The organism is Myxococcales bacterium, from assembly GCA_016717005.1.
GTDB lineage: Bacteria > Myxococcota_A > Polyangia > Haliangiales > Haliangiaceae > UBA2376.
Map to the genome: position 1 here is coordinate 19,948 of JADJUF010000049.1, position 18,612 is coordinate 38,559.

18 protein-coding genes and 1 pseudogene are annotated in these 18,612 nt (G+C 75.7%); 8 read left to right on the plus strand and 11 right to left on the minus strand.

Features of this window, described 5'->3' with window-relative positions; genetic code table 11:
- Positions 1 to 195 precede the first annotated feature (195 nt).
- Together IPL61_39225 and IPL61_39230 are read right to left on the minus strand one after the other, a co-directional pair.
- Positions 196 to 1,382, minus strand: a pseudogene (locus IPL61_39225) (aminotransferase class V-fold PLP-dependent enzyme).
- Positions 1,383 to 1,591: 209 nt separating this feature from the next.
- Positions 1,592 to 2,206: a hypothetical protein gene (locus tag IPL61_39230; protein ID MBK9037214.1), complete on the minus strand. Its 615-nt coding sequence runs from the start codon at positions 2,204 to 2,206 to the stop codon at positions 1,592 to 1,594.
- 106 nt (positions 2,207 to 2,312) lie between these two features.
- Here IPL61_39230 and IPL61_39235 point away from each other — a divergent pair, with 106 nt between their 5' ends.
- Complete coding sequence (locus tag IPL61_39235; protein MBK9037215.1) at positions 2,313 to 2,780, plus strand: PaaI family thioesterase; 468 nt, start codon at positions 2,313 to 2,315, stop codon at positions 2,778 to 2,780.
- Between the two features lie 81 nt (positions 2,781 to 2,861).
- Here the strand turns inward: IPL61_39235 and IPL61_39240 are convergent, their stop codons facing one another.
- Together IPL61_39240 and IPL61_39245 are read right to left on the minus strand one after the other, a co-directional pair.
- Complete coding sequence (locus IPL61_39240; protein ID MBK9037216.1) at positions 2,862 to 3,671, minus strand: class II glutamine amidotransferase; 810 nt, start codon at positions 3,669 to 3,671, stop codon at positions 2,862 to 2,864.
- A gap of 191 nt (positions 3,672 to 3,862) precedes the next feature.
- Positions 3,863 to 5,329 carry an AMP-binding protein gene (locus IPL61_39245; protein ID MBK9037217.1) on the minus strand — a complete coding sequence of 489 codons (1,467 nt, stop codon included), beginning with the start codon at positions 5,327 to 5,329 and terminating at the stop codon, positions 3,863 to 3,865.
- A 132-nt stretch (positions 5,330 to 5,461) separates the two neighbouring features.
- On the opposite strand from IPL61_39245, the gene IPL61_39250 reads away from it, so the two are divergent.
- Complete coding sequence (locus IPL61_39250; GenBank protein MBK9037218.1) at positions 5,462 to 5,887, plus strand: hypothetical protein; 426 nt, start codon at positions 5,462 to 5,464, stop codon at positions 5,885 to 5,887.
- Positions 5,888 to 5,893: 6 nt separating this feature from the next.
- Here the strand turns inward: IPL61_39250 and IPL61_39255 are convergent, their stop codons facing one another.
- Positions 5,894 to 6,946 carry an NAD(P)/FAD-dependent oxidoreductase gene (locus IPL61_39255; protein MBK9037219.1) on the minus strand — a complete coding sequence of 351 codons (1,053 nt, stop codon included), beginning with the start codon at positions 6,944 to 6,946 and terminating at the stop codon, positions 5,894 to 5,896.
- Between the two features lie 82 nt (positions 6,947 to 7,028).
- On the opposite strand from IPL61_39255, the gene IPL61_39260 reads away from it, so the two are divergent.
- The 3 genes from IPL61_39260 to IPL61_39270 all read left to right on the plus strand — a co-directional run bounded on the left by IPL61_39260 (position 7,029) and on the right by IPL61_39270 (position 10,777).
- Complete coding sequence (locus tag IPL61_39260) at positions 7,029 to 8,423, plus strand: aspartate aminotransferase family protein (protein ID MBK9037220.1); 1,395 nt, start codon at positions 7,029 to 7,031, stop codon at positions 8,421 to 8,423.
- Entirely contained in the window at positions 8,420 to 9,436 is a 1,017-nt protein-coding gene (locus tag IPL61_39265) for a radical SAM protein (GenBank protein ID MBK9037221.1), read from the plus strand. Before IPL61_39260 ends, IPL61_39265 begins: the two co-directional genes overlap by 4 nt.
- Before the next feature lie 159 nt (positions 9,437 to 9,595).
- A complete protein-coding gene (locus IPL61_39270; GenBank protein ID MBK9037222.1) occupies positions 9,596 to 10,777 on the plus strand; it encodes a YXWGXW repeat-containing protein in 1,182 nt (393 codons plus the stop codon).
- 78 nt (positions 10,778 to 10,855) lie between these two features.
- Here IPL61_39270 and IPL61_39275 read toward each other — a convergent pair whose 3' ends face one another.
- Positions 10,856 to 11,563 carry an NAD(P)H-binding protein gene (locus IPL61_39275; protein ID MBK9037223.1) on the minus strand — a complete coding sequence of 236 codons (708 nt, stop codon included), beginning with the start codon at positions 11,561 to 11,563 and terminating at the stop codon, positions 10,856 to 10,858.
- Between the two features lie 123 nt (positions 11,564 to 11,686).
- Here IPL61_39275 and IPL61_39280 point away from each other — a divergent pair, with 123 nt between their 5' ends.
- The gene (locus tag IPL61_39280; GenBank protein ID MBK9037224.1) at positions 11,687 to 12,112 is read left to right on the plus strand and encodes a cupin domain-containing protein; all 426 of its coding nucleotides are present in this window, start codon (positions 11,687 to 11,689) and stop codon (positions 12,110 to 12,112) included.
- A gap of 9 nt (positions 12,113 to 12,121) precedes the next feature.
- Here IPL61_39280 and IPL61_39285 read toward each other — a convergent pair whose 3' ends face one another.
- Positions 12,122 to 13,039: a mechanosensitive ion channel gene (locus IPL61_39285; GenBank protein ID MBK9037225.1), complete on the minus strand. Its 918-nt coding sequence runs from the start codon at positions 13,037 to 13,039 to the stop codon at positions 12,122 to 12,124.
- 42 nt (positions 13,040 to 13,081) lie between these two features.
- Positions 13,082 to 14,638, minus strand: coding sequence for an RtcB family protein (locus IPL61_39290; protein MBK9037226.1), 1,557 nt, complete (start codon positions 14,636 to 14,638; stop codon positions 13,082 to 13,084).
- A 200-nt stretch (positions 14,639 to 14,838) separates the two neighbouring features.
- On the opposite strand from IPL61_39290, the gene IPL61_39295 reads away from it, so the two are divergent.
- A complete protein-coding gene (locus IPL61_39295) occupies positions 14,839 to 15,345 on the plus strand; it encodes a hypothetical protein (protein ID MBK9037227.1) in 507 nt (168 codons plus the stop codon).
- A gap of 24 nt (positions 15,346 to 15,369) precedes the next feature.
- Here IPL61_39295 and IPL61_39300 read toward each other — a convergent pair whose 3' ends face one another.
- Positions 15,370 to 16,014, minus strand: a complete 645-nt coding sequence (locus IPL61_39300; GenBank protein ID MBK9037228.1) for a hypothetical protein — start codon at positions 16,012 to 16,014, stop codon at positions 15,370 to 15,372.
- Positions 16,015 to 16,084: 70 nt separating this feature from the next.
- Between IPL61_39300 and IPL61_39305 the strand changes: the two genes are divergently transcribed.
- Positions 16,085 to 16,642, plus strand: coding sequence for a hypothetical protein (locus IPL61_39305; GenBank protein ID MBK9037229.1), 558 nt, complete (start codon positions 16,085 to 16,087; stop codon positions 16,640 to 16,642).
- Here IPL61_39305 and IPL61_39310 read toward each other — a convergent pair.
- Both IPL61_39310 and IPL61_39315 read right to left on the minus strand, forming a co-directional pair.
- Positions 16,623 to 18,038, minus strand: coding sequence for an NCS1 family nucleobase:cation symporter-1 (locus IPL61_39310; GenBank protein MBK9037230.1), 1,416 nt, complete (start codon positions 18,036 to 18,038; stop codon positions 16,623 to 16,625). The genes IPL61_39305 and IPL61_39310 overlap by 20 nt on opposite strands.
- A 65-nt stretch (positions 18,039 to 18,103) precedes the next feature.
- Positions 18,104 to 18,601, minus strand: coding sequence for a hypothetical protein (locus IPL61_39315; GenBank protein MBK9037231.1), 498 nt, complete (start codon positions 18,599 to 18,601; stop codon positions 18,104 to 18,106).
- Positions 18,602 to 18,612: the final 11 nt, after the last annotated feature.

Sequence of the window (18,612 nt, forward strand, 5' to 3'; positions counted from 1 at the left end):
TGGTGGGAACTTGTGGCCGATCGCGCAGCTTTTTCGCTCCGGCGGGTGGCGCGAGCAGCCTGCGCGCGGCTTGGGTCCGCCGCGATCTCGGTGATCGGGACCGCGGTCGCGCTCCTCCTTATTCCCGTCGACGCGCTCGAGGAGCGGGGCAAGTCGACCCGTGCGGATGCGCACAATGTGGCAGCGCGCCCCACGTCAGCCGACGGAGAGCAACCGGCCGAGGGTCGCGGCCGCGAGGTCGAGCTCGTCGTCCGTGACGTACGGCGCCGGGCCGAGCCGGAGCCGGCTGCCGCGGGCGTCGGCGTAGATGCCCTCGGCGCGCAACGCGGGCACGAGGGCGCCGGCGCGTGGGGTCTCGATCGCGACGAAGCCGCCGCGACGGGCCGGGTCGAGCGGGGTGACGACCGTGAGCTCGAGCCGGAGCGCGGCGTCGATGAGGCGCTGGGTCTGGGTCAGCGACAGCGCGCGCAGCCGCGGACGTCGAGGCCGGCGTCCTGGGCGAAGCGGGCGACCGCGGCGGCCCGGTAGAAGCTGGCGGGATCGAAGGTGCTGCCGGCGAACGCCGCGGCGCCGTGGGCCTCATAGCCGATCGCCCGCGCGCGATCGCGCGGCCCCTCGAGCTCGGCGAAGCCCGCGAACCAGCCGGTGTAGACCGGCCGCAGCGCCGCGCCGCCGGGCGGCACCCGCAGGAAGCACGTGCCCTCGCCCCACTGCGCGTACTTGTAGCCGCCCGCGACGACGAACACGTCGTCGCCGAGCTCGGCCAGCGTGATCGGGACGACGTGCCACGCGTGGTAGGCGTCGATCAACACCTGGGCGCCGCGGCGCCGGGCCGCCGCCGCGACCGCGGCGAGGTCGGGCACGATCGTGGCGGTCTCGAACAGCACGCTCGACGCCAGCACCGCGGCGGTGTCGTCGCGCACCGCCGCCGCCAGCCGCTCGGCCAGGGTGTCGACCGGAGCGGCGTCGACCCAGGTCACCTCGACGCCGGCCTCGGCCAGGCGGCGCAGCTGGCGATCCATCGAGTGGAACTCGCCGGTCGTGGTCACCAGGTGCGGCCGCGCGCGCAGGTCGAGCGCGGACAGGAAGCGCGCGACCAGCTCGTGGGTGTTGGCGGCGAACGCCAGCTCGGCGGGCTGGGCGCCGATCCGCTCGGCGATGTAACGGCGCAGCTCGTCCTGCACCGCGAACACCCGCGCCCACTTGTCGTCGACGTGCAGCGCCGCGTCGGCGAACGCGGCGTCCTGCCCGGCCCGCGCGACGTCGGGCCACGCCTGGTGCGAGTGCCCGGTGAGCAGGACCCGGCGCGGCGCGCCGGCCGGGACCGCGAGGAACTGGCGGTAGTGCGCGCGCAGCGCGTGGGGATCGAGGGCGAGGGTCACGCGCCGACTGTCACCCGGGCGCGCCGCGCCAACAACCCGCCGCGGCGCCTGGCTGGGCGTCGCCGGCGCGGGCGCGGTCCGGAGGGCGGACGCCGCGGCCTGGCCACCCGATCGAGCGGCGTGCGCGGTCCATCGCGCGGCCGGGCGACCGTCCACCAGGCCCGCGTCGACGACGCCGCCATCGCGCCGTCGCGGTCGCGCCGCCGCGGTCACGCGCCGCGCAGGGCCGCGGCGATGCCGGCGACGATCGGCGCGGCGACGTCGTCGTCGACGCGGGCCTGGTGGACGGTGACGAAGTCGAGCATGGCGCGGCTGAGGTCGGCGAGCTTGGTCTCGACGGCGGCGAGCTGGCCGCGGGCGTGGAGCTCGCGGCGGGCGGCGGTGCAGAGGTAGTACACGCAGCGGCCAGGGCGGTGCGCGACGGCGAGCGTGCAGCCGCGCGCGCCGCGGAAGGCACAGCCGGCGTGGCCGTCGGCGCCGGGGGGCGGGACGAGGTCGCGCGGGCGCGTGCCGGCGTGGGCGAGCGCGGCGATCTCGCGATCCTCGAACAGCTCCTCGGTGACGCCGGCGCAGCAGTCGCCGCCGTCGTAGCCGCCGCGGGGCCAGGGCGCGCCGGCGGCGCAGGTGCGGCACCCGGCGATCGCCTCGACCTCGGCGGCGACGGCGAGCTTGCGCGCGCGCAGCTCGAGCGCGAGGGCCCGCTCGTCGTCGTCGATGGGGCGCGCGCGCTCCTCGCGCAGGCGCCGCCGGACCGCGACGACCTCGTCGGCCCGCGACGCCGGCTGGCGCAGCTTGATCAGGAGGCGCTCGACCGCGATGAGCACGGCGCACGGTAGCACCTCGGCGATCGCGCGGGCGCGCGACCTCACCACGGAGCGTCGGCGCGTCGCGAGTTGCGGACGCGATGCGGGTCCGTCACGCTTCGCGGCGATGACCACGCCCGCCGTTCCTCCCGACCCCGCCGACCTCGCGGCCCAGCTCAACGCGCACCTCGGAGGATGGAACCAGGCGATGGGGCTGCGGCTGATCCGGGCCTCGGTCGACGAGTGCGTCGGCGAGCTCACGGTCACCGACGTCCACCGCCAGCCCTACGGCATCGTCCACGGCGGCGTCCACGCCGGGATCATCGAGGCCGCGTGCTCGACCGGCGCGGCGGTGGTGGCGCTGGGGCGCGGCCAGACGGTGGTCGGGCTCGAGAACGCCACGTCGTTCATCGCCGCGGCGCGCGACGGGGTCTTGCGCGTCACGGCCACGCCGATCACGCGCGGCCGCCGGACCCAGGTCTGGCAGGCCCAGGTCACCGACGCCGCGGGCCGCACGTTGGCCACCGGCCGCGTGCGCTTGCTGTGCCTCGATCCTGGCGCCGACATCGCCGGCGCACGCGCGGGCGTGGGCTGACCCGCGACGCCGGCAGCGCGGCCATCGCCGTCGAGGGCCAGCGCCTCGGTCGGCCCCAGGCGCCGCGGCACCGCCGCGCCGCTACGCCACGCGCGCGACGATGGCGCCAGCGCGGGCCACGAGCAGCTCGCCCTCGGCGAGCGGGGCCCAGCCCTCGGTGCTGAGCGGCACGCTGGCGACGAGCACCACCCGCTGCTCGCCAGCGTGCGCGCCGGTGATCGCGAGGCCCGGCGCCTCGATCGGCGACGGCTCGACCGCGCACACGCGGGTCAGGACGTGGAGGCCGGGCGGGCCGAAGCCGCCGCCGGGGCGGGTGCGGATGTGGCCGTGCGCGAACAGCAGCTCGCCGTCGCTGTACAGGAAGTTGGCCGGGCCGAGCGGCCGCAGCGTCGCGGCGAACTCACCGACGATCGCGATCCGCTGCTCGACCGTCGGGGGCTCGTCGCCGAGCCACGGCTCGCGCAGCCGATCGAGCAGGACGCAGAACGCGTGCTCGGAGTCGGTGTCGCCGAGCGGGCGCGCGCCGGCGCGAGCCACCGCGGGCAACCGCGCGCGATCGAGATCGCCGTTGTGCGCGAACAGGTGCGTGCGGCCGCCGAGCTCCCGCGCGAACGGCTGACAGCTCGCCAGCGTGCGCGTGCCCTGGGTGAGCCGACGGACGTGCGCGAGCACGATCGAGCTGGCGAGCGGCTGGCGCTGCAGGAACTCGACCCAGGGGCTGTCGCTGGCGGCGGTCACGTCCTTGAACACGCGCGCGTCGGTGCCGTCGTAGAACCCGACGCCCCAGCCGTCCTTGTGCGGCCCGGTCAGGCCGCCGTGGCGCGCCAGCTCGCCCAGCGACAGCCGCACCGTCGCCGGGACCCGGCTCGACATCGCCAGCAGCTCGCACATGGTGGCAGCGTGCCGCGGACCGGCGCGCGCGGCAACCGCGCGCGCACCAGCGCCAGGCGCTCGGCCTGGAGCTCGGCCGACGCCGACGCCGACGTCGGCGAGAGATCGCGCTGCAGCCGGTAGAAGCCCTCGACCCAGGCCATGGGCGCCGACGGGGTCGGTCCTCCGATCGGCACGGCGCGATCCTGCCATCAGCGTCGGGCGGGCCCGCGCACGTTCGATCCGAGCGCGAGGTAGTCGCCGGCGGCGTAGGCCGCGCGGGCCGCCCGCCGCAGCGCCTTGCCGCTGCCGCCGATCGGGAGCGCGTCGAGCGCGCACCAGGCCCAGCGCCGCGGCAGCTTGTAGCCGGCGAGACGCCCGCGCAGGAACGTGGTGAGGTCGGCGGCCGACGGCGCCCGGGCCGCGGCCCGCGGCGCGACCAGCGCGGTCACGACCTGGCCCCACTCGGGATCGTCGCTGCCGAACACCACCGCGCCGGCCAGCGCCGGGTGCGCGGCGAGCGCGGCCTCGACCTCGGCCGGGTAGACGTTGCTGCCGCCCGAGATGATCGTGTCGTGCTTGCGATCGACCAGCGTGAGCCAGCCGTCGGCGTCGACCTGCCCGAGATCTCCGACGCTGACGTGGCCGTCGCGCGCGTCGAGCGGCGCCAGCGCGCCGGCCGCGTCGAGGTAGCCCGCCATCACCGCGGCCGAGCGGACGAACACCTCGCCGGCGACGCCGGGCGCGACCGGCGCGCCGTCGGGATCGAGCACGCGCACCGACACGCCCGGCGGCGGCCGGCCGACCGAGCCCGGGTGCGCGCGGTGGGCGTCGGGACCGATCACCGTGATCGTGCCGGTCTCCGACGAGCCGTAGAACTCGTAGAGCCGGTCGGGCCCGAGCCAGTCGAGGATGCGGTCCTTGACCGCCGGCGCCAGCGGCGCCCCGGCGACGATCGCGGCGCGGACCGAGGCAGGACGCGGACGCTCCGCGGCCGGCAGCTCGAGCACGCGGTACCACTGGGTCGGCACCAGGAAGAACACCGTCGCGGCGGTGTCGGCGACCGCGGCCAGGAACGCGGCCGGCCGGAACCGGTCGAGGATCACCGTGCGCGCGCCGGCGGCGTGCGCGGCCCGGACCAGGATGCCGGGCGCCGAGTGCGCGAGCGGACAGGCGACGAGGTGGACGTCGTCGGGCGCGAGCTGGTAGGTCGCGGTCAGCTCGGCGGCGCGCGCGGCCTCGGCGGCCGCGGGCCGGAAGCACGCCTTGGCCTGGCCGGTGGTGCCTGACGTGAACAGCACGGTCGCGCCGAGCCGCGCCGAGGGCTCGACCGCGGCGCCCGCGCCCGCCGCGGCGGCGGCGAGCTCGATCCGCGGACACGCGACGCCGGCGGCCTGGGCCGCGTGGGCGGCGTCGACCAAGAGCGCCCGCGGACGGACGAACGCGCACAGCGCCTCGACCTCGGCGGCCGCGAGGCGCGGGTTGAGCGGCGCGACCACCAGGTCGAGCGCGGTCGCCGCGGCGCGGGCCGCGATGAAGCCCGGGTGGTTGCCGGCGAGCACCGCGATCAGCTCGCCGGGTCGACAGCCGACCGCGGTGAGCGCGGCCGCGATCCCGGCGGCGGCCCGCGCGACCGCGGCGTCGTCGAGCAGGTAGCGCGTGACCGCGGCGTCGCTCATCGGCGGGAGCCTACCGCGCTCGCCGGGCCCAGCTGATCCATGGTGCGGACGATCGATCTGGCCGGCGCGACGTGGCGCTCGGGCGCGACCAGGACTGAGCTCGGACGCCGGCTTCTGGCGTACGCTCGGCGCATGCCGATGACCCTGCACGAGATGGCGAACACGAGCTGGACCGGATCGGCCGAGCTGTGGCTCGACCCCGCGGGCAACGCCGCCATCCTGTGCGACTGCACGATCGCGGTCGGCGCGGACGCGGTCACGTACGCCTGGACCTACGAGGGCGCGCCGCAGACCGGCCGCCTGGCGCTGCGCGCCGACGGCGCCGACTTCTCGGACACCTGGCACTCCCCGACGCCGATGCCGTGCGCCGCCGCGCCGGCGCCGTGGGCGCTGATCGATGTCTTCGGCACCTACGCCGCCGGCGATGGGCCGCCGTGGGGCTGGCGCATCACGCTGGCCCATCGCCCCGACAGCGACGAGCTGGTGCTGCAGATGACCAACGTCAAGCCGTCGGGCGAGCACGGCCGCGCGGTCCGGATGATCGCCCGCCGGCGCTAGCGCGGGTCAGCGCGACGTCCGCAGCCAGCGCGCGATCGCCGGCGCGACCGCGGCGGCGTCCCGGGCGATGCCGTAGAGGTACTGCGACGCGGCGCTGCGGGCGCACGGCGAGCCGACGAAGAACAGCCCGGGGTGCGAGGCGCTGAGGTTGCGGTCGCACCGGGGCGTGCCGCGCGGCCACCGCGCCACCGTCGCCGGCAGGAACGCGCTGGCGAAGCGATAGCCGGTGGCGAGCACGACCAGATCGACGTCGGCCCGGGTGCCGTCGGCGAAGGTCGCGCGCGCGCCGTCGAGCCGGGTCAGGTCGGCGCGCACGGTGATGGCCCCGCGGCGGCGGAGCTCCGCGAACCCGCGATCGGCGGCCGGCACGGTCTGGCCGCGCGCGCACCACCGACGCGGCCGCACTCGGGCCAGCAGCGGGAACAACGCGAACGCGGGATCGACGCCGAGGATCGTGGCCGGCGTCGCCGAGATCCGCCGCGCCGCGACCGTGACGCACGCGCCGCGCCGCGCGCACAGCTCGGCGATCTCGATCGCGCTCGACGCGCCGCCGACGACGACCACCCGACGGCCGGGCACCGCCAGGTCCGCGCGCCAGGCCGCGGCGTGGATCACCGGCACGGTGGCGGCGCCGGCCAGCACCGGCACCACCGGGAAGTCGAACATGCCGGTGGCGACGACCACGGCGCGGGCCGCGATCCGCTCGACGGTCGCGCGGGCACCACCTCCTGCGACCGCGAGCTCGTACGCGGCGCCGGCGGCGACGACCGCCGTGACCTCGCCGACCTCGGGCGTCACCGCGTGCGCCGCGGCGTAGTCGACCAGGTACGCGTGGTACGCGCCGGCGGTGGCGTACGGCCCGTCGATCGGCGGCGCCAGCCCGGGCAGGCCGACCAGCCGCGTCGGCGACGTCATCACCAGCGTCGGATCCATGCGGCCGTAGGCGCCGCCGATCGCGCCGGCGCGATCGAGCACGCGCACGCTGGCGCCGGTCGCGCGCAGCATGGCCGCGGTCGCCAGGCCGGCGGGGCCAGCGCCGATGATCGCGACGTCAGCCATCGACCTGCTCTCGGACCGACCGGCTCATCGCGGCGATGGTACCCCCGGCGCGCCCCGGCGCGCCCGTGGTAAACCGCGAGCGGTGACGGACCCAGGCAGCAGCGACGACGTGCGGGCCGCGTACGCGCGCCACGTCAACCCGACGTTCAGCAAGCTCCTCGGCGTGCTCGGCTACGGTCGGGTCTGGGTGCAGGGCGACGGCACCACGCTCGTCGACGACGCCGGCCAGCGCTACGTCGACTTCGTGGCCGGGTTCGGCGCCACCAGCCTCGGCCACAACCACCCGGCGGTGCGCGCCGCGCTGATCGACGCGCTGGCCGCGTCGCCGGTGCACGTGTGCCACCTGGGCCCGACGCCGCACGAGGCGGCGCTGGCGGCGCGCCTGGCCGCGTCGGTCGGCGGCGACCTCGAGATCGCCCTCCTGTCGTCGAGCGGCGCCGAGGCGGTCGAGGCGGCGATCAAGCTGGCCCGCGCCGCGACCGGGCGCCGACGGGTGGTCTACTGCCACGGCGGCTTCCACGGCCTGTCGCTGGGCACGCTGTCGATCATGGGCGCGCCGCGCCTGCGCGCGCCGTTCGAGCCGCTGGGCGCCGACACGGTCGCGGTCCGCTTCGGCGACGTCGACGGCCTGCGCCGGGCGCTCAAGGGCCAGCGCGCCGCGGCGTTCGTCGTCGAGCCGATCCAGGCCGAGGCCGGCGTGATCGAGGCGCCGCCGGGCTACCTGGCCGAGGCCCGGGCGCTGTGCACGCAGGCCGGCACCCAGCTCGTCCTCGACGAGGTCCAGACCGGGCTCGGCCGCACCGGCACCACCTACGCGTGCACCGCCGAGGGCGTCGTGCCCGACGCGCTGGTGCTGGCCAAGGCGCTCGGCGGCGGCATGGTGCCCGTCGGCGCGACCCTGTGCACGCGCGCGCTGCACCAGCGGGCCTACGGCGGCCTCGATCGGTTCGATCTGCACGGCTCGACCTTCGCCGGCAACGCGCTGGCGTGCGCCGCCGCGATCGCGACGCTCGACGTGCTCGAGCACGAGCGGCTGGCCGCGCGCAGCGCCACGCTCGGCGCGCTGCTGGTCGCGCTCTTGAACGATCGGATCGGCGGCCACCCGCTGGTGCGCGCGATCCGCGGCCGCGGCCTGCTGGTCGGCGTCGAGCTGGGCACCGCGGTGACCACGACGCTCCGGGCCGCGGGCGCGCGCCTCGGCGCGCTGGCGCCGGCGCTGGGCCGGCTGGCGCCGCCGCCGTTCCTGGGCCAGTGGATCGCGGTGCGGCTGCTCGAGGCCGGCTACGTGTGCCAGCCGACCGCGCACGCCTGGGACGTGCTCAAGCTCGAGCCGCCACTGACGATCACCGAGGCCGAGATCCGCGGGCTGGTCGCGACGCTCGGCGAGATCCTCGATGAGTACCGCGGCGCGGCGGCGGTGCTGCGCGACGTCGGCGTGCGCATGGCCACCCGCGGCGTCCGAGGCTGGGTGTGGTGACGCTGGCCGAGCTGCGCAAGGACGCGGCGTTCGCGCTCGGGGTCGCGCGCCGGCGCCGGTTCCAGGTGCTGGTGCAGGTCACCAACCGCTGCAACATGACCTGCGACTTCTGCGACTTCTGGCCCAACGGCGTCGCGCCGCAGCAGGAGCTCACGGTGGCCGACTTCGCGCGCCTCGCCGACGAGCTGGCCGCGCTCGGCACGATGTTCATCTCGGTCGAGGGCGGCGAGCCCCTGGTGCGCAAGGACATCGTCGAGGTGCTGCGCGTGCTGTCGCGCCAGCACCTGACCTGCCTGTACACCAACGGCTGGTTCGTCACGCCGACCCTGGCGCGGCAGATCTTCGACGCCGGCGTCACCCAGGTCGGCGTGTCGATCGACTACGCCGACGCCGCGGCCCACGATCGTCGCCGCGGCGTCGACGGCGCTACCGCCCGGGCCTGGCGCGCGCTGGCGCACCTGCGCGAGGCGGCGCCCGCCGGCGGCCGCGCGCTGCACGTGATGACCGTGCTGATGGACGACAACCTGCCCGACCTCGAGCGCCTGCTCGAGCAGAGCCAGGCCGCCGGCGTCGGCCACTGGGTCACGCTGGTCTCGGTCCGCGGCTACCGGCGCGGCACCGGCGGCGTGGCGCCGACGGCCCCGCTGTCGGCGCGGCTGCTCGAGCTGCGCCGCCGCTACGATCACCTGCGGGTGTTCCGCGACTACGTCACCGGCATCGACGCGTTCACCACCGGCGACACGGCCGCGCTGCCCCGGTGCCGCGCCGGCGAGCAGTCGTTCAACATCGATCACCAGGGCGGCGTGTCGCCGTGCATCGAGCGCATCGACTGGACCGCCGGATCGATCCGCGACACGCCGCTGACGACCTTGCTCGCGCGCATGCACGACGATCCGCGCGTGGCCGGCTGCCAGCAGTGCTGGACCGTGTGCCGCGGCTTCGCGCAGGCGCTCGGCGACGGCGGCACGGTCGCGGGCTGGGTCGATCTGGTCAGCCGCATGCGCTCGCGCTGAGCGCAGGGGCCCACCCGCCCGAAGCGGTCGCCCCTGGGAGCCCCCGCGAGCCCCGTGGGTGCGACATCCCGGATCGGTCCAGTGGTTGCAGCGCCTGCTACGGTCCCCACGTCCGTGAACAGGAGATGAACTGATATGTCGAACCTTCGTCGTGTCCTGATGGTGCTGTTGGTGGCGATGGTGGCGGTCCCGACCGCCGCCTCGGCCCAGCCGCGCGGTCGTCGCCGCCCGCCCGCCGTGAGCGCGCCGAACCGGCCGCCGCCGCCGGCGCAGCGCGAGCAGCGTGGCCAGCCGCGCCGCGGCCAGATCTGGATCGCGGGCCACTGGGCCTGGGAGCGCGGCGACTGGGCCTGGGTCGGCGGGCGCTGGGAGCCCGACCGCCCAGGCAAGCGACCGCAGCCGGCGCGCTGGGAGCAGCGCGGCAACCAGTGGTCCTGGGTCGCCGAGACCTGGCTCGACGTGGCGCCGCCGGCGCCGCAGGTCGACAACCGCGGGAATGGCCCGGCGGGACACGTGTGGGTCGAGGGCCGCTGGGACTGGAAGGACGGCAACTGGTCGTGGATGGCCGGTCAGTGGCAGCCGGCGCGCGCGGGCAAGCGCTGGCAGCAGGGCCAGTGGAAGCAAGGCACCGATCGCTGGGAGTGGCAGGCCGACGCGTGGGTCGATCTGCCGCTGCACCCGACCTCGGCGCCGCCGCCGCCGCAGGTCGAGAGCCCGGGTCGGGCCCGCCGCGGCCAGGTCTGGACCGCCGGCCACTGGGACTGGCGCGACGGCGCCTGGGCCTGGACCGCGGGGCAGTGGACCGCCGATCAGCCGGGCAAGCGCTGGCAGCCGGGGCAGTGGCGGCAGGGCGCCGATCACTGGGAGTGGACCGGCGACGCGTGGATCGATCCGAGCGGGCCGCCCTCGGTGGCGCCGCCGGAGACGCGGGTCGAGAACGCCGGCCGGCCGCGCCGCGGCTCGGTCTGGGTCGCGGGCCGCTGGGAGTGGAAGAAGGGCAAGTGGACCTGGACCCGCGGGCGCTGGGAGAAGGCGCGCAAGGGCAAGCGCTGGCAGCAAGGCCAGTGGGAGCAGCGCGGCGATCAGTGGCAGTACGCGGGCGAGGCCTGGGTCGACGTGCCCGAGTTCCCGAGCGCGGCGCCGCCGGCGCCGCCGATCGAGCAGCCGCAGCCGCCGCGGCGCGGGTACGTGTGGATCGCGGGCAACTACGCCTGGGTCGACGGCGCGTACGCGTGGACCCCGGGCCACTGGGAGCGCGCCAAGGCGCAGAAGGTCTGGGTCGCGGGGCAGTGGACGCTGCAGGGCGACCACTACGTGTGGACCGCGGGCCACTGGCAGTAGCGCGCGCGGCTACTCGCCGGTGAGCTCGCGGCGCCGGGCCTCGTAGGCCTCGTGTCGTCGGTCGATCATGCGCCGCCCCTACGACGCGCCGGCGCGCCGCGTGATGGCGACCCGGCGCCGTGACAGCGCGCCGCCGGGCGCCAGGTTCGCCAGCATCACCGCCGCCGCGTCGGCGTACGGCACCGTCATCGCCGGCAGCGCCGCCAGGAACGCCGGCACCCGCAGCGCGCGCGGCGGCCGCGCCGGGGTGATCGGCAGGCGATCGGCCGCGACGTGGATCGCGTCGGCGCCGAGCGCCGGGCCCTCGAGCATCGGGCCCGGACACAGGAGCCGCCAGTCGAGCGACGACGCCTCGAGCCGACGCCAGTTGGCCTCGTGGGGCCAGAACCCGCGCTTGACCAGCGGCAGATCGTTGCCGCGGACGCCGGTCGCGCCGAGATCGAGCACGCTGGCGCCAGCCAGGAACCAGGCCACCGGGCGTCGGGCTGGGGCGACGCCCTCGAGGCTGGCCACGACGTGCGCGACCAGCGCCACGAACCCCGCGCCGGCGGTGACCTGCCCCGCGGTGTTGATCACCGCGTCGTGCTCGGCCAGCGCGGCGGTCAGCGCGCCGGGCGTCAACGCGGCGATGTCGGCGGCGTGCACGCGCACGCGATCGCGCCACCCGACCGGCAGCTTCGCGGGCGTGCGCACCATCACCGTGACGTCGTGACCGAGCGCCACCGCCTGGGCGGCGACGTGCTTGCCGAGCGCGCCGGCGGCCCCGAGCACGATGATCCGCGCCATCGGGCGTGAGCGTACCAGCTGGATCGAGCGGCCAAGGCTCGTCAGGCGCGGGCGGAGCTGGCTGCGCCCCGTCAGCGCCGGCTGACTTGTGACCCGCGCGGCGGCCCGCGAAGATGCGCGGACATGACCGCCGATGACCTGATCGCACGCCTCGGCCTGACGCCGCACCCCGAGGGCGGCTACTACCGCGAGACCTGGCGCGACCACGGCCCCGACGGCGGCCGCGGCCACGGCACCGCGATCTACTTCCTCTTGCGCGCCGACGACCGGCACCGCTGGCACAAGGTCGACGCGGTCGAGATCTGGCACCACTACGCCGGCGCGCCGCTGACCCTGGCGATGTCCGACGGCGCGGCGCCGGTGACGACCGTCGAGCTGGGTGACGACCTCGCCGCGGGTCAGCGCCCGCAGGCGATCGTGCCGGCCGGGTGGTGGCAGCAGGCCCGCCCTCAGGGCGCGTGGTCGCTGGTCGGCTGCACGGTGGCGCCGGCGTTCGTGTTCGAGACGTTCGAGCTGGCGCCGCCGGACTGGACCCCGCCGGGCGGATGAGCGCGCCGATCAGCGCGGGGGCGGCGGCGTGCGGCGATCGTCGAGCTGGACCGTGACCGGCGGCGCGCCGACGAGCTCGAAGGTCGCGGACGCCAGCGCGACCGCGCCGCCGGTGGCGTCGATCTCGTCGAGGATGCGCGTGAACAAGCGATCCTTGGTGATCCGGCGGGCCTTGTAGTCGACGGCGTACCGGACCGTGAACTCGATCCAGTTGTCGTTCGCCACGATCGTCACCATCGGCTCGAGCTTCGCGTCCTCGATCCGGTACCGGCGCACCAGCTCGGCCCAGGACACCTTGGCGGTCGCGGCGTAGGCCCCGACCACCTCGGCCGCGACCCGCTCGAGGATGGCGCGGGCGGCCCGGTGGTCGCTGCCGTACTTGATCGGCACGGTGAGCTCGTCCCACAGGAACGGGAACTCGCCGCTGTAGTTGAAGACCGGCTCCTTGAACACGAAGCTGTTGGCGACCCGGACGATCCGGCCGCTGTAGAGGTCGCCCTTGACCCAGCCGCCGCACTCCATGACCGTGGTCCGCAGGATGCCGATGTCGATCACGTCGCCGAGGATCCCGCCGAGCTGGATCCGATCGCCGGGGCCGTAGAACCGCCCGAACGACAGCGCCAGCCACCCGGCCACGCTGGCGATGACCTCCTGCAGCGCGAACCCGATGCCGACGCTGAGCGCGCCCAGCACGACCGTCACGCGACCGAAGTCGCCGCTGAGGATCGACAGCCCGGCGATCGCGACCGCGAGGTAGCCGAGCGCGCCGATCAGCTTGCGCACGCGGTAGCGCGTGTCCTTGTCGTCGATCGCCCGCGCCGCCCCCGCCCGCAAGAGCCGCGTCACCACGACCACCACGACGACGGCGACCAGCAGCGCGCCGCCCTGGCGGGCGTAGGCGTTGGAGGTGAGCTCGTCGAGGGTCATCGGCCGTCGCCAGTGTACGCCATCGCCACGCGGCGGTCGGCCCTACCCCTTCACCGTCGCCAGCGGCCACAGCCGCGCCACGCGCCGCGCGACGCCGGCGCGCGCGACGGTGTCGACCACCGGCGTCACGTCCTTGTAGGCCCAGGGGCCCTCCTCCTTCAGGCGATCGTCGTGGCGGGCCATGACGTCGCGCCGGCGCCGCACGATCGGATCGTCGACGTCGACCGGCGTGATCACCCGCAGGCCGGCCCGCGCCGCGTCCCAGACCGCCGGCTCGACGTGGCGGGCGGCGCCGCGGGCGACCGACCGACCGGCGCCGTGACACGCGCTGCACAGCGTCGCGATCGCGCCGTCGCCCGCGAGCAACCAGCTGGCCGCGCCCATCGAGCCCGGGATGATCACCGGGTGCCCGGTCCACCCGAACGGCCCGGCCCCACCGTCGGGGCCGGGCGCCGGACACGCGCCCTTGCGGTGCAGGTGCAGATCGTCGTCGCCGGGCCAGATCAGGTTGTGGGGCGCGTCGTAGATCAGCCGCACGTCGACCGCGCGGCCCAGCACCCGGGCCAGCACCTGCGCCGCCAGCCGCACCAGCACCAGGCGGTTCACGAACGCGAAGTTGGCGGCGTTGGCCAGCGCGTCGAGGTAGCGCGCCGCCAGCGTCGCGTGCGGCCCGGCGGTCGGCAGCGGGTAGAAGCCGTGGGCCGGGTGCGGCACGCCGGCCGGGTAGATCGCGCGCGCCTGATCGGCGAACCAGCCGCCGACCAGGTGGCCGAGCCCGACCGAGCCCGAGTGGGCCATGATCGCGACCTGGCCGCGGCCGACGCCCCAGGCGTGCGCGATCCGACCGTCGCTGAGCTCGTCGACGACCTGCAGCTCGACGAAGTGGTTGCCGCCGCCGATCGAGCCGATCTGCGCGTCGCGGCCGTGGATCCCGCCCGACGAGCGGACCCAGTCGCCGAAGGTGTGCAGGTCGCGCGCGGGCAGGCCGCCGCCCAGGTGCGCGCGCGCCAGGTCGGCCGCGAGCCCGGCGGCGGTGAGCCCGCGCCAGACGCCGTGGTCGGCGTTGTCGGCGAAGGTGTCGACCAGGCCGGCGACGCCGCGGCGCAGGATCGCCTCGCGCTGCGCCGGCGACAGCGGCACGTCGCGCCCGCCCTCGAAGTACGCGTGGCGCAGCGGCCGCGCCAGCGCGTCGAGGTGCGGCGCCAGCTCGTCGGCGGTGACGTCGGTGACGGCGAGGCGCATGCCGCAGCACACGTCGTTGCCGACCGCCTGGGGCACGACGAAGCCGCGGCACGCCGCGACGGTGCCGACCGGGATGCCGCTGCCCTTGTGCAGATCGGGCGTGAGCACGACCTGCTCGAGGCGCCCGGGCTGGTCGCCCCAGTACGGCGCGATCGCGCCGCGCCGCTGGCGCTGCCACAGGTCGTCGAGGGTGCCGGCCAGGCGGGCGAAGTCGACGGCGGCGACGATGGCGTCGTCCTCGACCGGCACGTCGGCGCCGGCCAGGAGCGTCATCGGGACGCCGTCAGGGTGATCGATGGTGACGTGCGCGTCGTCGGTCCGACGGACGCGGTCGCGGACACGGAAGCTGCTGGACATGACGGGCTGACTCCGGCGCGGCGCAGGCCGCGCGGACGGGCGCGTCCTCGAGCGAGCGCGCACGGACGCGCCACGGCTCGAGGACCGAGGGAAGGAACGACGCGCCAGCAGCGACCGTGCGTCGTCCGGCCACACTACGGATCTGGCGCGCGAGGTCAAGCTCGAACTTCGCCGCCGGGGCCGCGCTACGCTGCCGCGCGATGCTCTGGATCCAGCAGGTCGACGTCATCTACACCAAGCGCGCGCGGGGCGCGCCGGCGGCGACGATGCGCAACCGGCTACCGCGCGCGTTCGCGATGGCGGCGCCGGCGGCGGCCTACGCCTTCGCGCACGTCCGTCAGCTCGAGCGCGGCGACCTCGAGGGCGTGCCGGTCGCCTTCGCGGTCGAGCGGGTCAGCGCGCGCACCGCCGCGGCCGCGCCTGAGGTCGAGGGCGACGTCGGGATCGCCCTCACCGCCGAGCGCGCGACGCTCGCGCTCCGCTGGAGCCCGGCCGTCGGCCAGCCGCCGCGGGCCGCGCGCACCGGCATCGCGCTCGAGCCCGGCCAGGTCGCGCGGCTGATCATCAACGGGCGGGTCTCGACCCACGACGAGCCGTACTACCTCGAGCGCACCATCAACGTGGCGCTGGGCGCCGCGCTGGCCCCGGACGTCTTCGTCGCGGCGCCGCCGACCACGATCGTCGATCTGCGCGCCGACCTGTTCTGATCACCGCTCGCGGTCACGCGCCCGTCATCGGTCGTCGTGCTCGGGCAACGGTCCGAACAGCTGCGCGCTCCACCGTTGCACCGGGTGCGCGGGCCGCCCGGTGATCATCGTGCGCCCGTCGGGGTAGGCCGCGGTCTCGGCCAGCGCCGCGGGCACGGCGACGCAGCGCCCGTCCCGGGCCAGCGCTGCGGCGGCGTCGATCGTGTCGGCGCGGTGGACGTCCTCGCGGCAGCCGTCGCAGTGCCGGACGCCAGCGCTGGCCGTGGGCGCGAGCTGCTCCCACGACCGCGGGCACGCGTACGCGAACCGGACCCCGGGGTGGCGCGCGCGCGCCTCGCCGCAGTTGAGCAGGTGTTGCGGCTCGCGGACCAGCGCCCACCACCCCGGGTCGACCTGGGGCACGAGCGCGGTCAGACGCGCGCGCGCGGCCGGTGCGTCGGCCGCCGTCGGCTCGGCCGAGAGGCGCGCCGTCAGCGCGACCACCTCGCCGCGGACGTCGCCGCGCGCCGTCAGGAAGTCCGCGTAGGCAACCCGCTCGGCGGCGGTGACCACGCGGCCGCTGAAGAACGGCCGCGCCACCGGACCCTCGTCGGGATCGTGCATGATCTCGAGCAGGCGGTAGCCGAAGTGCTGGTCGTCACCGATGAGCTCGACGGGCGTGGACGTCATGGCGCGACCACGGTAGCGCGAGCGCGGCGCGGATGCCCGCCGGCGCGCAGGATCGTGCGACGCTCGCCCGATGCTCACGGCCGAGATCGACCGCCTGCGCGGGCTGCTCGACGAGGATCTCGAGGGGTTCGTCGCCCGGGTCGTGGCCAGCCCGTGGTTCCGCGACGTGCTCCGCGGCGTGTTGCCGCAGCTCCAGGCCCGCCCCGACGCGGTCGCGGCGCTGCGCGCGCGCCTGCCCGACTACCGTCAGCGCGAGCTGACGACCTGGCTCAGGCGCACGCTCCTCCCGCTGCCCACCCCGCGCGGCGTCGCCGACTTCTGCGCGCTCGCCACCGCCCGAGCGCGGCGCCTCGACCCCGCGTTCCCGCTGCTCGATCCGACCGCGCTGGTGGTGACCTACCGCGGCTACTGCGCCGTGCGCGAGGAGCTCGATCGCCGGATCGACGGCCGCGGCTGGACCGCCGCGATCGAGGACCGCGACGTCGGCCCGGCCGAGGTCATCCACGAGGTCGAGTGGCGCGCGACCGCCCACGCGCCGACCTGGTCGCTGACCGTCGAGCTCGCCGAGGTGTCGTCGATGCCGTGGGCCTGGGAGGAGCTGGTCGCCGTCACACCCGCCGGCGCATGAGCCCGTAGTAGACCGCGGCGGCGACGCCCGACGACACGAACCAGGCCCAGGTGTAGAGGTGGTTGAACAGCGCTGGCACCGTCGCCGGCGCCGCGCCGCTGGCCGCGACCAGGAACCCGGGCAGGCACGGCAAGACGCCCAGGCCGAACGCCGCCATCGCCCGCCAGTTGACGCCGCCGCTGTACTCGTAGCGCCCGCCGCGGCGGTACAGGTCGTCGACCTCGAGGACGGTCCGGCGCAGCGCGAAGTAGTCGACGATCATGATCGCGCCGATCGGCCCGAGCAGCACGCCGTAGCCCACCAGCCACACGAAGATATAGTTGCCGGCCGACTTCAGGATCAGCCACGGGCAGATCACCATGCCGATGACCGCGGTGATGAGCCCGCCGGCGCGGTAGCTGATCTTCGACGGCGCCAGGTTGGCGAAGTCGTTGGCCGGCGACACGACGTTGGCGGCGATGTTGGTCGACAAGGTCGCGATCGCGAGGCCCAGCATCGACAGCCCGACGATCAGCGGGCTGCCGAACTTGGTCACGAGCTGATCGGGGTAGGCGATGGCCTCGCCGAACACCAGCACCGTGGCCGCGGTGGTCGCGACGCCGATGAACGCGAACAGGGTCATCGAGGTCGGCATCGCCAGCGCCTGGCCCAGGACCTGATCGCGCTGGCTCCGCGCGTAGCGCGAGAAGTCGGGGATGTTGAGCGCGAGCGTGGCCCAGAACGACACGCCCGAGGTCAGCGCCACCGCGAACGTCTCCGACAGCGGCTTGGTCGCCGGCTGCGACATGATCGTGCCGAGCCCGCCGCCGCGGACGATGGCCCAGCCGAGCAGGCCGGCGCCGCACAGGAGCAGGAACGGCGCCGCCAGGGTCTCGAGCCACTTGATCGACTCCATCCCGCGCCAGATGAAGAACACGTTGATCAACCAGAACACGACGAACCAGCACAGCGGCGCCACGTCGGCGCCGAGGAAGGTCACGTCGGGCAGCGACACCGACGGCGCGAGCGCCGAGGCGGTCGCCCACAGCCCGAGCCCGCCGAACCAGCACTGGATGCCGAACCAGCCGCAGGCGACCAGCGCCCGCAGCATCGCGGGCAGCTGGGCGCCGCGCACGCCGAACGACGCGCGCACGACCACCGGGAACGGGATGCCGTAGCGGGTGCCGGGGTGGCCGTTGGCCATGAGCGGCACCAGCACGATCAGGTTGGCCAGGGCGATCACCATGACCGCCTGCCACGCGCTCATGCCGCTGCCGACCCGCTCCGACGCCAGGGTGTAGGTCGGCACGCAGATGGCCATGCCGACCCACAAGGCCGCGATGTGGCCGGTGCGCCAGGTCCGCCTCTCGAGCGGGACCGGCGCCAGGTCTTCGTTGTAGAGCGCGGGGTCGTGCATCGCGGGCGATCATAGACCGCCCCGGCGCGGTCAGGTCGAGCGCGGCCGGCGCCGACCGCGCCCGATCACTGGACCGACTCGGGCCACTCCATCTGGCGATCGAGCGCCCACAGGTCGGCGTCCTCGAACTTCATCCCGTCGGCGGCGAGCACGCGCAGCGAGCTGGCGATGACCTCGGCCTTGGCCGCGGTCGCGGGGATCTCGAGGTGATCGAGCTCGAAGCTGCACCAGCTCCTGGGCTTGCACGCGTACTTCTTGCCCGACATCGACCAGAAGTCGAAGTCCTTCTCGAACGGGGTGCCGACCTTGACCTTGACCCGCTGCCCGTCCTTGTCGGCGTAGCGCATCAGGATGCCGTAGCCGGCGACGGTCTTGTCGGAGAAGTTGTAGGCCTTGACGTCGAGCGCGCCGCGCTCGCCCGGCGTCACCTTGGTGACCTGGAACGTGAGCGGGGCGCCGGTGGCGGGCTTGGGCGGAGGCGCGCCGCCGCCGCCGCTGCCGCCGGAGCAGGCGACGGCGGGGACGGTCAGGGCGAGGACGAATGAGGCGAGGAGGCGAGACATCGGGCGAGTCC

Bases quoted from the DNA above. Each gene is read 5' to 3' on its own strand.
- IPL61_39235 (MBK9037215.1), top strand. From the start codon at position 2,313: ATGACCACGCCCGCCGTTCCTCCCGACCCCGCCGACCTCGCGGCCCAG.
- IPL61_39240 (MBK9037216.1), bottom strand. From the start codon at position 3,671: ATGTGCGAGCTGCTGGCGATGTCGAGCCGGGTCCCGGCGACGGTGCGG.
- IPL61_39245 (MBK9037217.1), bottom strand. From the start codon at position 5,329: ATGAGCGACGCCGCGGTCACGCGCTACCTGCTCGACGACGCCGCGGTC.
- IPL61_39250 (MBK9037218.1), top strand. From the start codon at position 5,462: ATGCCGATGACCCTGCACGAGATGGCGAACACGAGCTGGACCGGATCG.
- IPL61_39255 (MBK9037219.1), bottom strand. From the start codon at position 6,946: ATGGCTGACGTCGCGATCATCGGCGCTGGCCCCGCCGGCCTGGCGACC.
- IPL61_39270 (MBK9037222.1), top strand. From the start codon at position 9,596: ATGGTGCTGTTGGTGGCGATGGTGGCGGTCCCGACCGCCGCCTCGGCC.
- IPL61_39275 (MBK9037223.1), bottom strand. From the start codon at position 11,563: ATGGCGCGGATCATCGTGCTCGGGGCCGCCGGCGCGCTCGGCAAGCAC.
- IPL61_39280 (MBK9037224.1), top strand. From the start codon at position 11,687: ATGACCGCCGATGACCTGATCGCACGCCTCGGCCTGACGCCGCACCCC.
- IPL61_39285 (MBK9037225.1), bottom strand. From the start codon at position 13,039: ATGACCCTCGACGAGCTCACCTCCAACGCCTACGCCCGCCAGGGCGGC.
- IPL61_39290 (MBK9037226.1), bottom strand. From the start codon at position 14,638: ATGTCCAGCAGCTTCCGTGTCCGCGACCGCGTCCGTCGGACCGACGAC.
- IPL61_39295 (MBK9037227.1), top strand. From the start codon at position 14,839: ATGCTCTGGATCCAGCAGGTCGACGTCATCTACACCAAGCGCGCGCGG.
- IPL61_39300 (MBK9037228.1), bottom strand. From the start codon at position 16,014: ATGACGTCCACGCCCGTCGAGCTCATCGGTGACGACCAGCACTTCGGC.
- IPL61_39305 (MBK9037229.1), top strand. From the start codon at position 16,085: ATGCTCACGGCCGAGATCGACCGCCTGCGCGGGCTGCTCGACGAGGAT.
- IPL61_39310 (MBK9037230.1), bottom strand. From the start codon at position 18,038: ATGCACGACCCCGCGCTCTACAACGAAGACCTGGCGCCGGTCCCGCTC.
- IPL61_39315 (MBK9037231.1), bottom strand. From the start codon at position 18,601: ATGTCTCGCCTCCTCGCCTCATTCGTCCTCGCCCTGACCGTCCCCGCC.